General features: G+C 44.8%; 6 protein-coding genes. 4 read left to right on the forward strand and 2 right to left on the reverse strand.

The window, feature by feature from the left end:
• Positions 1-575 precede the first annotated feature (575 nt).
• The 4 genes from B050_RS0111715 (at position 576) to B050_RS0111730 (ending at position 10,279) form a co-directional block, all read left to right on the forward strand.
• Complete coding sequence (locus B050_RS0111715; RefSeq protein WP_157492757.1) at positions 576-3,854, forward strand: glycosyl hydrolase; 3,279 nt, start codon at positions 576-578, stop codon at positions 3,852-3,854.
• A 15-nt stretch (positions 3,855-3,869) separates the two neighbouring features.
• Positions 3,870-6,572: an alpha-L-rhamnosidase gene (locus B050_RS0111720; RefSeq protein ID WP_018474110.1), complete on the forward strand. Its 2,703-nt coding sequence runs from the start codon at positions 3,870-3,872 to the stop codon at positions 6,570-6,572.
• 9 nt (positions 6,573-6,581) lie between these two features.
• Complete coding sequence (locus B050_RS0111725; protein ID WP_205744993.1) at positions 6,582-8,318, forward strand: alpha-L-rhamnosidase-related protein; 1,737 nt, start codon at positions 6,582-6,584, stop codon at positions 8,316-8,318.
• Between the two features lie 482 nt (positions 8,319-8,800).
• On the forward strand, positions 8,801-10,279 hold the full coding sequence (locus tag B050_RS0111730; RefSeq protein ID WP_018474112.1) for a sulfatase family protein: 1,479 nt from the start codon (positions 8,801-8,803) through the stop codon (positions 10,277-10,279).
• Positions 10,280-10,691: 412 nt separating this feature from the next.
• Here the strand turns inward: B050_RS0111730 and B050_RS22395 are convergent, their stop codons facing one another.
• Both B050_RS22395 and B050_RS0111740 read right to left on the reverse strand, forming a co-directional pair.
• Positions 10,692-12,461: a hypothetical protein gene (locus B050_RS22395; RefSeq protein WP_157492759.1), complete on the reverse strand. Its 1,770-nt coding sequence runs from the start codon at positions 12,459-12,461 to the stop codon at positions 10,692-10,694.
• Positions 12,462-12,545: 84 nt separating this feature from the next.
• Entirely contained in the window at positions 12,546-14,336 is a 1,791-nt protein-coding gene (locus B050_RS0111740; RefSeq protein WP_018474114.1) for a RagB/SusD family nutrient uptake outer membrane protein, read from the reverse strand.

Below are 14,336 nucleotides of genomic sequence, written 5' to 3' on the forward strand. Positions count from 1 at the left end.
GGATATCCTCAGGGAGTTGCATTTTTTTTGTCTGTAATAGCAGCTAGATGCTAAGCAATCATAAATCGATAAAGCAGATCTTTCTGATTACATTAGGTCAATAAAGAGAAGATTATCTTAATCCTATACTTTATTATTTATATACAGGTCTCCAATCTTCGGTATGGGGGCAGATACATTTAATATGCCTGCCAATGGGGACAGTACAAGGCAGGATAATTTCAAATGGATAATTCCCTTAATTTATATTAAACCTTAAGTCCAATTCTCAAAAGCCCAAACACTATGAAAAATTCTCATCCTTCCAAGAGCCAATTTTTTCCGTCAATAAGAATTTCTAATGAGTGGATAGACCTTCTCCATTCATCTATTAAGTCACTATCGATAATATTATTTGGCTCGGCCAATCCCTATTTTTCTTATAAAGGCAGAACGCTTAGATCACAACAAATAGCTAAAAATAAGGATAATGATCTCCAATTAGAATATATCTATATCACCTCTTCAAGATAAGTGATTTGAAAATAATTAGTAGTCGGCCCGCAAGCCATCATCTCATCAAAAATAAAAATTCTATGAAACTGGATATATTATCTAGAAAGAACAATTTCTACTTTTTCCTTTTAGGCTTATTGCCCATGCTAAACATAGCCTGTCAATCCACCCCTCAAACGCCTGAGATAGGAAGAATAGATTACGAGACCTTGGTAGATGGATTTCAGATACCGCCAGACAGCGTAAAGCCCTGGTGTTATTGGTATTGGATTAATGATGATATTTCGAAAGAAGGGGTTACTAAGGATTTAGAAGCTATGAAAGAAGTGGGCATCGGAGCGGCGCTTATTGGGAATATCAACCCGAATGGCGAGGATGGACCTGTCCCGCTATTCAGTGAGGAATGGTGGGAGATATTGGTGCACACCGTAAATGAAGGCAAGAGACTCGGTGTAGATATTGGATTATTCAACTGTCCTGGCTGGAGCCAATCCGGCGGGCCTTGGGTAAAATCTGATATGGCGATGCGCTATACTGTTTTCTCCGAAACGGTCATTCTTGGAGGTAAAAATATTGAAATACCCCTTCCACAGCCTACCAGTGAATTTCAGGATACCTATGTGCTAGGAGTTAAGAATAACGGAGATCTATTTACTGTTTCCTCCGAAAATACCCGATTTTCCAGTTCTCCATCCGTAACTGATGGTCAATTTTGGGCTGACCGGAAACTAACGACCACGCCATCTTTTGATCTGGCAAAGCATAAAGAATATAGCCTATCAATACAGACTGATAAGCCTATTCAGGCCAGGAGTATATCTATCAGCCCAGGGGATAAGCCGCTAAAGTGCGACTGTAGCCTGGAGGCCAAGGTGGATGGTGAATATCAGATGGTTCGGGAATTTACCTTTGACCGAAGTAAAATGGAGCCCAATGTGGGCGCAAATATCCAAGGAGCTGTGGCGCTGTCCATCGACGCTCCAGAGACGAATGAATTTCGTCTGACTTGCAATAATTTCAAAGGTGCCAGGAATGTAGGCTTTGCAGAAATCTCCCTCTCCGAGCAGGCTACGCTAGACCATTATGTGGAGAAGCAGATGGCCAAAATGCACCCTACCCCGACGCCCACCTGGTCGAGTTACCAATGGGCATCCAATCAGCAGGAGGTGGATCCAAAATTGGTCACTCAGGTGGACGAAATCATCGACCTAAGTGACAAAATGGATGAGAATGGGAACTTAAACTGGTCCGCTCCTGAGGGAAATTGGACCGTATATAGATTCGGGATGGCTCCCACGGGAACCGAAAACTCCCCATCTGCGCCGCAAGGCAAAGGCTATGAAATTGACAAGATGAGTGAGGAACTTATCCGATTCCACTTTGACCAATTTGTAGGTAAACTACTGGAGAGGCTTCCGGAAGAAAGTAAATCCGCATTCAAGTATGTGATCGCCGATAGCTATGAGATGGGATCTCAAAACTGGACGGATGGCTTTGCAGAGAAATTCGAGGATAAATACGGCTATGATCCCGTACCCTTCCTTCCAGTATATACAGGAAAAGTGGTGAAAAGCCTGACCCATTCCGAGCGATTCCTCTGGGATATGCGTAGGCTGGTGGCCGACCAGGTCGCCTATGAATACGTGGGTGGACTCCGAAAAGTCAGTAATGAGCATGGGTTAAAACTTTGGTTAGAGAATTATGGACATTGGGGATTCCCATCCGAATTCCTCATGTATGGAGGGCAGTCCAATCTGGTGAGTGGGGAATTTTGGAATGAAGGTGCTCTGGGAAATATAGAGTGTAAGGCCTCCTCCTCTGCTGCCCATATTTACGGCAAACCGGTGACCTCTGCGGAGGCTTTTACCGCCGCCAACAGCAGTTATTTGAGACATCCTGCCTTGCTTAAGAAGCGTGGTGACTGGAGTTTTACGGAAGGTATAAACCATTTCGTGCTCCACTTATATATTCAGCAGCCCGATGATAGCCGTAAGCCAGGTGTCAATGCCTGGTTCAGCACCGAATTTAATCGTCATAATACTTGGTTTGAGCAGTCAAAATCATGGATGGACTATATCCGAAGAAGCCAGCATATGCTGACCAAAGGTAGATATGCTGCCGATATCGCTTATTTCATTGGAGAAGATGCACCGGTGATGACTGGGGTGAAAGACCCGGAAATTCCGAAGGGATATTCTTACGATTATATGAATGCGGAGGTACTGCTGGAAAGAGCCGAGGTGAAGGATGGCAAGCTCACTCTTCCCGATGGGATGAATTATGGCCTGCTGGTATTGCCACCATTAAATACCATGACTCCGGAGTTATTGACAAAGATAGAGGAAATGGTAAGTCAGGGATTGGCTATTTATGGTTCAAAACCTAGCACCTCCCCTAGCCTGCAAAATTTTCCGGAATCAGATGAAATAGTGGCTAGCCATGCCCGAAAGATGTGGGGCGAAAATGACTATGGTGATACTGAATTCATAAAACCCTTTGGTAAAGGTCTGATCTTGGATAATATGCCGCTTCAGAAGGCTCTCGACCACCTAAACCTTCGCAAAGATGTGATCCTCTCAGAAGATGACCCTATCCTATGGACACACCGTGAAGCTCCGAATATGGACATTTATTTCCTTAGCAATCAGAGCGATGATAAGGTCTCTACCAAGGCCGTATTCAGGGTGAAGGACAAGACTCCCGAACTATGGAATGCGGTAACAGGAGAAATCAGAAAACTATCCGAATACGAGGTGCTGCCAGAGGGTCTGCGTGTTCCCCTGAAGTTTGAAGCATCCGAAAGCTGGTTTGTGGTATTTACTGAGGATGAGCACGGAGAGGCTAAAAGCTATAAGGAGAACTTCCCTAAAAGCCATCAGGTACAGACTATCAGTTCTGCATGGTCACTGGACTTCAATAATAAGGATATCGGCCCACAAGCCCCTATCAAATTAGATAAGCTGGTGGATTGGACGAGTTTTGACACCGATTCAATTAAATTCTACTCAGGAACCGCAGATTATAATACGACCTTCCAAGTGACAGAGATCGAAGAAGGTGCAAGCTATCAGATAGATTTAGGAGATATTAGCGTGATGGCTACAGTGATCCTGAATGGTCAGGAAGTGGGTACCTCTTGGATCAAGCCGTTCCGATTGGACATTAGCCAGGCTATAAAGAAGGGGGAAAATACCCTGGAAATCAAAATTGCCAATTTGTGGAGAAATCGATTAATCAGAGACTTGCAATTGCCGGAGGCAGAAAGATACACTTGGACTTCGGTCAATGATGTAAAAGTGGACGAGGCGCCGCGCAGCTCTGGACTATTGGGTCCAGTGACGATAAATAAAATTGATTAACCGCAACGTACTCCTATGAAATCGCTCCTTAATACCGTACTCATTATTCTGCTGATAGGCCTAAGTGTCCGATGCAGCCCCAGCCTCCCACAGGAGGATAGGGAAAGTATGGAGGTCAACTTCATTACCAATATTGACGATGTGCCTAGATTTAGTTGGGCAGGATCCAGCCAGGCTTACTACCAAATAAGTCTTCACCAATCTGGCAAAGAAATATGGAAAGGGGAAAAACAAGCCACCTCTGAGCATACTGATATCAAGTATAGCGGAGACCTTCTAAGCGCAGGGGAAGAATATCATGTTACTGTAAGCACCTGGGATGCCCAGGAGAATGCACTGGAAGAATATGCCAGTACCTTCTTCCCTCCTCTCAGCTATCCTGGAGACTGGAATAAGGCCCGTTGGATAAGTTTCGACTATCATGCGGACTCCGCGCTGCCAGTATTCAGAAAGGAAATAGCGCTTAACAAGTCCAAGGAGGTGGAGAATGCACGATTATACATCTCAGCACCAGGGTTCTATGAGGCTTTCCTCAATGGAGAAAAGATCGGCGAGAATGTATTAGACCCTGCTCAGACCAACTTCGAAGACTATACCTTCTATACTGCTTATGACCTTGATCCGGAGGAGCTTCAAAATAGCTTGCTGGAGGTCATGCTAGGCAATGGCTGGTACAATCAAAATGTGGTATGGAATAAATCCATGATCTATGGGCAGCCTGTATTCATCGCACAAATAATAATCAACTATGGTGATGGGACACGAGAGGTCATCGGGACGGATGAGTCCTGGCAGTGGCAAACGGGCCCCATCACCTTCTCCAATATCTATGCTGGCGAATATTATGATGCCCGCAGGGAGCTAGATGAGACTAGGGAGGACAGATGGAAGGCTGCATCCCCAGCCAAGCTACATCCTAAGCAGCTAAAGGAGCAATACCTGCCTCCTATCCGGGAGATGGAAGAGGTGAAAACGGTGAAAATCACTGAGCCTGAGCCAGGGTTATATGTCTTTGACCTGGGGCAAAATATTACCGGCTGGCCGTCAATTCAAGTGAAAGGTACTGCCGGACAAGAAATAACAATGCGATTTGCCGAAGAAATAGACAACAGTGGAAATATCGACCCCACTTCCACAGGGGTGAAGGCCACCAAACATGTGCAAACCTGTAAGTATATCTGCAAAGGGGACGAGATGGAATATTGGCAGCCACAATTTACCTATCATGGCTTCCGATATATAGAGGTCAGTGGCCTGAAGGAAAAACCTGGCTTGGATTTTCTAACCGGTAAAGTCCTATACTCTTCCATGGAGCAAGCGGGAACATTTACCAGCTCAGAGCCAACTATCAATAAACTCCATGATCTGACTGTGTGGACCATCAAAGGAAATATGCAAGGCATCCCTACAGACTGTCCACATCGTGAAAAATGTGGCTGGACAGGCGATGCACATGCTGTCATCCATGCGCTGATCTATAATATGGATTCGCGACTGTTTCTGACCAAATATATGTTTGACATGCGCTCTTCCGGGCGTAATACCACTAATGAACTGTATTTTGGGGAGAGCTTTCATGATCGAAGTGTGATCAAAAAACCTGCTGGGATACCCACTATGATTGTGCCCGGCAGAAGAACCAGCGGTATTGCCTCTCCGGACTGGGGTACGGCGCAGGTTCAGGTGCCTTGGTATCTTTACCTGTACTATGGACAAGAGGAAATTTTGGAGACCTTCTACCCAGACATGAAAGTATGGACAGATTATATCCAAGCCAAAAACGTGGATGGCATCATCACCCATGGACTTGGCGATTGGTGCCCTCCTTCGGGAAATCAGACGATCGAGTGCCCAGTGCCAATCAGCTCCAGTGCCTTTCATATTCTGGATGTAAAACTAATGATCGAAGCGGCCAAAGTATTAGGCAGGAGTCAGGATCAAGGGAGGTATGAAGAACAGCTGAAGCAACTCATTAGCAGCTTTAATAGGGAATTTCTAAATCCTCAGGACAGCACCTATGGAAGCCAGACGGCTGATGTTTTGGCCTTGGAAATCGGCATCGTACCCGATGAATTTAAGAAAGGCGTGGCCCGATCCATAGTGAAAGATATCCATGGAAATGGAGATGGCTTCCTGACCACTGGGATCTTTGGCATTAGCAGGCTATTTAAAGTGCTCAGTGAAAACGGCCAGGAAGCAGAGGTTTATCGGCTTCTGACCAAAACGGGGGTGAATAGTTTCGATTATATGTGGGAAAAATATGATGCCACCACTCTCTGGGAAGTGCTGCCAGTAAAAGACCTGGCCGAATTATATAATGGCCGCTCTCATAGTCATCCCATGCAAGGAGGCTTTGATGCCTGGTTTTACTCTGGATTAGGCGGAATAAACCCCAGCGTGGAGACTCCGGGATTTGAAAAAATAATCTTCAAGCCCTACCTCAGCCAGTATATCCAAAACACAAAAGCCTCCCACCGCTCCCGCCATGGACAGATCACCAGTGAATGGCATAATGAGCAGGGGGAATTTACATGGAACATCACCATACCCGAAAATACCACTGCCGATATCTATGTGCCTATCCACGCCAAAGACCAGAAAATCACCCTCAATCGTGAAGCGGTCATCGCAAGGGAAGAATCTGATGAGAAATTTTCCTTCATCGGATCCTATGAGGCTGGATCCTATACAATTAATGTTTCTACTACTTCAAAGTAAATTATAACTATGTCTATTCTAAAGCCCTTCCTATTGATGTCTATGCTCTTATACAGTATGCAGGTAATAGGACAAGGACCACAAGCCAGCAGCAACAGCTATAAAGATACCCGTGTGCGGGAATATATCACGCCTCAGCGTATCATGTGGCTGTCTGATTCCACTCTTATACAGAATAGTGAGGGGCTCTTACTCCCAGGAAATGGTCAGGCTGATTTGGTCGGAAAAAATATCTGTACCCTCAGCGGTTCGCTAGGTGAAAATCCTGCTTTTCTACTTGATTTTGGGAAAGAATTGCACGGTGGTTTGCAGATTGTCACGGGGATGTTTGAGGGAAAGATTCCCATCAATGTCAAAGTGACTTTGGGAGAATCTGTGGCAGAGGCCATGTCCGATGTCGTGGGATCCTCCGCCACCAACGAGCATGCGATCCGACAGATGGACGTGACGGTTCCATGGTTAGGAAAAATCGAGATTGGCAATAGTGGTTTCCGCTTTGCGCGCATCGAACTATTGGACAAAGATAGGACGCTAAAACTCAAAGAGGTCAATGCCATATCCATATATAGGGACATCCCTTATCTAGGTAGTTTCAAGTCAAATGATGAACGCCTGAATAAAATTTGGGAAGTGGGTGCCTATACAGTACACCTAAATATGCAAGAATACTTATGGGACGGGATCAAACGAGACCGTCTGGTATGGGTGGGAGATATGCATCCTGAGGTAATGACGATTACTTCCGTATTTGGTCCCAATGAGGTGGTTCCTAAGAGCCTTGATCTCATCCAGGACATCACAGATCTGCCTGCCTGGATGAATGGAATCAGTTCCTACTCCATCTGGTGGATCTTGATCCAACATGAATGGTATAAGTCCTTCGGCAATATTGAGTATCTCAAAAAACACGAAGACTATATCTTTAAACTGTTGAGTTTATTGCAGGAAAATATTGATGAAAACGGCAAGGAAACACTGGAAGGAAGGTTTCTTGACTGGCCCACTAGTCCAAATACTGAAGCGGTACATGCAGGCCTGCAAAGCCTCATGGTGATGGTGTTCCAGACGGGTATAGAATTGGCGGAAATACTGGAGCAGCCTCAGCATATCGACTCCTATCAAAAAAGTATTGACCTGCTGAAATCGCATGTTCCCGACCCAAATGATAATAAATCTGCTGCAGCCCTGCTGGCTATCTCAGGACTGGAGAAGGCGAAGAAGGTGAATAGAAAGTGGCTATCTAAAGACCCTAACGCCGGTGTATCCACCTTCTACGGTTATTATGTCCTGCAGGCGAGAGCAATGGCGGGCGACTATACTGGAGCAATGGATGTGATCCGCGACTATTGGGGTGGCATGCTAGACCTTGGAGCCACGACATTTTGGGAAGATTTTAACCTCGATTGGGCAGAAAATGCTGGCCGTATCGATGAATTACCCGAGCCGGGTAAAGTGGATGTGCATGGAGAATATGGCGATTATTGCTATATCGGCTTCCGTCACTCCCTTTGTCATGGCTGGGCTTCAGGCCCCACCTCTTGGCTATCCCAACATGTGCTGGGCATATCTATCCATGAAGGAGGAAATGCCGTCAAAATCGACCCGCACCTCGGTGATCTCGAATGGGTGGAAGGAAGCTACCCTACCAAGTTTGGCGTCCTATCCGTAAAGCATACCAAAAACTCCGAAGGTGAAATCTCCACAGAAATACAGGCACCTGAGGGACTTACCATCCTCAATGATTAAAGCTATTTTGACTACTAATTGAGGAGTCCTGATTATCATTGGGCTCCTCTACTTGTCAAATTTCATAATGATAATGAGTTCGCTAAAAGTTGCTTTACCCTTATGTACTATTAATAAGAAGACCACACCATGAATAGATTCTGGTGTGGTCATTTAGTTTCAGTCCGGATTGACTATTAGTCAAATTGATGTTTTTTTTCAATATGGGACCTTTTGCTAAATAATAGTCCTATGGCAATGAATAAATAATTTTGACCGAAGGTCAGATAATTTAGTATTAAGGGGATTTAAATACTATTTCAACGTATGTATATAAATAAAACGGACTTATAATCGTCAATTTATAAGGGAAGGTAGAAGGGGTTTTGACCAGTGATATTATTTACTAAAGGATGAAATACTTTATAAGCAAGAAATGAGAGGATGTGGCAGAGATTTTCTTAAGCAAAAGCCTCCATTATCTCTTTAACGGATATACAACTATGAGGAAATTTAGCATTTGGGCATTCATCGGATTACTATGCTTATGTGGATGGAGAAGTGAGGGAAATGCTCAGCAAGTGAGCAAGGGTAAAAGCCCCAATATTATTTTTATATTGACGGATGATCAAGGTGCGCATTTATCGGCTTTGGGCACCAAGGGTCTCCAAACCCCCAATCTGGACCAGCTTGCTCATGAGGGGGTATTATTTACTAATTCCTTTGCCTCGGTGGCCTCGTGCTCCCCGAGTAGAAGTTCGATCATGACGGGTATGTATCCCCATGCCAATGGCCATTGGCGGAATACTGTCACGCCAAGACTTTCGGATGCTGATCAGGAATTTGGCAGGCAGTCGTCCACCGTGGACAAGGTGGGCGTGCATGAATACGTTCAGACGCTTCCTGAGGTGCTAAAGGCCAATAATTATTATACGGCAATCACCCAGAAATTTCATATGAGCCCCCCATGGAAATTTCCCTATTCCGACAGAAATCCCGTGAGCAATGATCCTGAGGAATTCCGGAAGGTAATAGCGCAATTTATTGAAGATTCAGAAACAGGTAATCAGCCTTTCTTTATTCAGGCGAATATCAGTCCACCTCATAGGAATTTTGATCATCATATGAGCAAGTTCCCTCAATATATGGCAGATCCTGATGATATAGAAGTTCCTGCGTACCTTCCTGATACACCGGAGATGCGGAAGGATCTCAGTAAGTATTTTGGCTGTATCCAATTAGCGGATGCTTGCGTGGGGGCCATCGTGGAGCTATTACAAGAAAAGGGCATTTATGAAGAAACCCTAATCATCTATACGAGTGATCAGGGGGAGCCTTACCACCGTGCCAAGGCCTCTCCTTATTATGCCGGGATGCATGTGCCCCTTATCGCAAGAGGTCCTGAGATTCTTCAAAATATCGTCCAGGACGAGCTAATATCACATATAGATATTATGCCCACTATTTTAGATTATGCAGGACTGCCTATTCCAAGTACTGTACAGGGCAGTTCTTTGCTAGGAATATTGGAGAATAAGGTAAATACTGGTCCTCAGCGGCAGTATATATTTGCAGAGCACAATTCCCATGGGCCACCACGAGCGGAGCATTATCCCAGTCGCGCTGTTTTTGATGGGCAATTTTATTATATCCTAAACCTGATGCCCGATAAGGACTACCTTCTTCCTGCAGATCTCCAGGAGCAAAAAGTCTGGGGAAACCAGAGCTATACGGCTACTGAGCATGCGGAAGAGTTATTTCCTGAGCAGTATGCTGCCTTACGAATGCTGGAATCAGGGCGACCTGCTGAGGAATTATATAATATGAATACTGATCCCGGGCAGCTAAATAATCTCGCTCAGGATAAGGACTATGAAAGCAAGCTAGAGGAACTCAGGAGCGCCATGAAGGAATGGAGGAAGAATTCTGGGGATGACTTTGATGATCCTCTGGATATCCCAACACGCCTAGGGAATCCCTAAAACAAAGCTGGCTGGATGATCAGATAATCCGGTCTACAAACCATTAGAAAATTCTTCTTAATAGTCCTGTTATTGCCGGCCAGGAAATCCTGGAGATTAAATTATTATGGATGAATTGCTTTTTTACGAGGTCTGATGGAGCTTTGTTATTCTTCTTATCTCCTCAATTTTTCTTCAATTTTTGACTCTTCCTGCCTGAGTTTTGGTGTTTGCCAAAGACTGAGTGTTACCTTATACAGTGAAAAATGCAAGGAATAGCGTGGTTCAGCAGGGTACTTGGAAATGTAAAAAGGCTGGTACTTCTCAACCTAATGAGAAGTACTAGCCTTTTTTGATTATGATATAATTTATTTCAGTTAGACCAAAGCAACTTTACCTTTGACTGCACTAATCTCAGGGATTTACACTTGATTTATTTTGTCTTAGGCTGGAAGGAATAGTCAAATCGCCGGTCTGGGGCAGAGTCACCCTCTAGGAAGAATGCCGAAATGTCCTTCAACTGCTGAGGATTGTCCATCCAATGGAAGTTAAATTCCGGTTTATTAGCCCCATAACCAAGGAGTTTTTTTTGTACGGCCAGCTCTAATTCCGATCCTTTCACTTTCAGGTTCAGCTGAGTTACTAGCTCCCAGGATTCCCCATTCCATTTCTTCAAAGTGCTATTATTATTATCAATTTTTCCATGGTTGACCACAAAATCATAGCCTTCCCAGCCTGTGGATTTATCCTGGTCCGCATCAATAAACAAGAGCATCCAACCTTCCTCATCTGGAGAGGTCAAAGGAGCAGCTGTTTGGGCATAAAAAAAGATGGATTCACGGTCATAGCTTACCTTTGAGGCTATTATATCATTTCTCCCTGAGGTATTCGTGTAGTTCATGGTGGGATCATAGCCCTCAAAATTTCGGTGTCCAATATCCCCTTTAGGATCGCGATACACTGGGCTTACGGTCTTCCAATCTTCAAATTTTCCTTCCACGCTTATGGGGCTGGACTGATAAGGCTGTGGTGCTTCCATACCTTTAAATTTCCTGATATTAGCCACCATTTGGTAGTAATAACTATCCGAATATCCACCTTTCATGGGAGCGATATCGCGATTATACTCTTTGGTGAAAGCATCCACAAACCAGCTATCGCCGATAGCGATGGGCCGACCTGCATACATTCCATCATAGCTTTTGTCCATTTTTTCATTCCAAATAAATCGCTGCGCCACCCATTCATTCCATTGGGTAATCATCACTATGCTGGGGTCTATACGATGTGCTTGGTTCCATTGCTCTGCAAATTGCTTTCCTTCGTCTGTTACCTCTGTGATATACTGTTCATTTACCGCTGGTTGGGCACCATCATGGAAGCTTTTGCCAATATTTGGATGAGGGTGAGAAGCCGTAGAAACGGTAATTTGCTCAGGTCTGGAGCGGGTATCGCTCCATCCATAGTCCTGTGGATAGGTATCCAGCCATTGCCAGTGGTTAGGCTCTGTCCTGGATTTTGTCCATGCCCAGCTTTTTTTGAGGGTAAAAAATTCCTTTACCTCAGGCCGAAGGATAGGGTCGTTTGGCTCAGCCATGGCCAAGGGCTTTCCATCCCAATAGAACCACAACTCCTTGAAATCATTTTTACTGTAAAACTCATCATAAAGCTCATTCATCACCTTCCCACTTTTCGAGTTGGTAAGGAAACAAATTTCTGGTGTTGGAATTCCCTGGTTTCTCATTTCCAGAGACACCTCACAGAGTTTCCTTACGGTATTCAGATAGCTGAATCCATTGGTGACGTCAAAGAAGATAAAATCCACCTTGGCATTGCTTAGCATCTGCAGATCATGGCGGATCACCCAAGGATCCTCAGACCTATAATACCCATATTCTGGCTCCGACCAAAAGTGGAAAGCGCCCTCTGGACCCCATTTTTTTGTGGCCGAATCATCCGCAAGGATTTGGGTGATATCATACACTTCCTCATTATGGGCACCATGCCATATATAATAGAATACGCCCACGAGTTTGTCTTTCCTGAGCTCCCCCACCTCGGCAAAGGAAGGCAGCTCTCGGCCTAGTGCATCCGTGGCCACCCAATCATCCGCAATCATCCTTGTCTGCGCCATGCTCTCTGCCCCCAGCCCTATCCCCAATACTGCTAGCCCAAAACCAATAATTTTTATTATGTTAAACACAATTTGTAGTTTTAATTGAATAATAAAAAAAGGGACGAAAAAGGCTTTCACCAATATTCCGTCCCCAGTTTTCAAAGGGTAATTCTATTGCCACACAGAAGGCTGTCCGATACCTGGTAACCTTCTCACCTCTTCTGTAGCCAGAGGCAAGATCAGGTAATGATCGGAAGTCGCACTTCTAGGCACGTCGATTTTCACTCTTTCGTAAGAAAACTCTCCTTCTGCGGTTCCGTCAGAACTGGTAATTTTCATTCCTGTCAAGGCTCCGTTTGTCTCAAGGATATCCCATCTTCTCTGATCATAAAAGCGATGATCTTCAAAGCACAGCTCCACACGTCTTTCATTGCGAACGCGATTCATCAACCAATTCTGATCATTTGAATAGCCCAAAACGGACTGGATTTGTGGCTGACCGGCTCTTTCTCTTACGATGTTGAGTGCTTCGGCTGCTGCTCCCAGGTTACCCAAGGCACATTCTGCTTCTGCGAGGTTGAGGTAAAGCTCTGCCAACCTAAAGAAAATTTTGTTGGCATCGACCCCCCCTGTGGTAGAACCCCAATAGTTGGCACTTCTAAATTTTTTAGCATAATAGCCTGTGGTACTTCTTCTCTTGTCCACCTCGGTATCAGAGGTTGGAGTTTCATTAAATCCTGAGCCAGGAAAACCCTGGAACGTGAATATTTGTATATCTGGAACAGCTGCGGCCATGCCTTTAAAACGACCATAAATGGCTCCATTATAAACTATAGCATGGTAAAAACGTGCATCTCTATCTTCGTAGGGGTCAGCTCCTGTCGCCTCGCTATAATTAGGTGCCAATTCCACTGCAGTATGGCTTTCATTGGTATATGACTGCACTGGCAGGCTTCCGTTGGTCAGCTCAAAGCTATCTACCAATTCCTGACTTGGTACCACCCCAGCATTGTTACTTTGTGTAGCGGAGCCATAAGATGCTAGATCTACCCCGTTTTGGGCATTCATTTCTGGTGCACCATTGATAGCGGATCTCATGATGATCTCCGAGTTTAACACTGTCGCATCCTGACTGAATAGTTTATCATAGTCCGCCATAGGCAATAAAGAATAGGTTCCCGCCACCTTATCAATGGCCTCCCTTGTCGCATCTGCGGCACGTTGCCATTTTTGACTGTCCCCATTGGGGTTATTGAGCGGGCTGGCATTGAATAAAAGCACCCTGGACTTCAAGGCATAGGCCACAGCCATATTTACCTTGTCAAATTCATTATTGGCGGCTTGTCTAAGTGGGATTCTTCCCGCCGCGATCACCTCATCTATTTCCAGTACTATACGGTCTGTGATCTCCTGATAGCTAGGACGAACCAGGTCTGCCCAACCTGTAAAGTCCGGGCTATAAGCCTGGTCAGTAAATGGAATAGGTCCAAAGTTTTTGATTAGCATGAAATGATACCAGGCCCTCAATAACTTAGCCTCATCCACCCACATTTCGATATTTTGTCTGGTAATCAAATCCTCTGGCACCTGTGACTGTGGCAGATATTCCATCGCCAGGTTAGATTTTCGGATTCCCTCCCAATAGGAGTCCCATAAGGTAGAGGAAAACATATTTCGATCCGGCGATAATAAGCCACTGTTCCAATCAAAGGGAGTACCTGTACCTGCCCTGAAGGCGTCATCGGTATAGGCGTCCAGAATTTCACCATTATGATAGCTCTGAAAGGTGCTGTTTAGTTTATCATAACTTCTATCCCGAAAATTGACGATGGTGCTTTTGTTTAGCAGGCGATCTACCGTCAGTTTATTGACAGGCTCTTCATTTATTTCACTTAAGCAACTGCTAGTTCCTAGCAATGAAATCACTAGCAGTGCTTTGGTATATATATTAAATAGTTTCAT

Origin of the sequence: Echinicola pacifica DSM 19836 (genome assembly GCF_000373245.1) — a bacterium.
Classification (GTDB): domain Bacteria; phylum Bacteroidota; class Bacteroidia; order Cytophagales; family Cyclobacteriaceae; genus Echinicola; species Echinicola pacifica.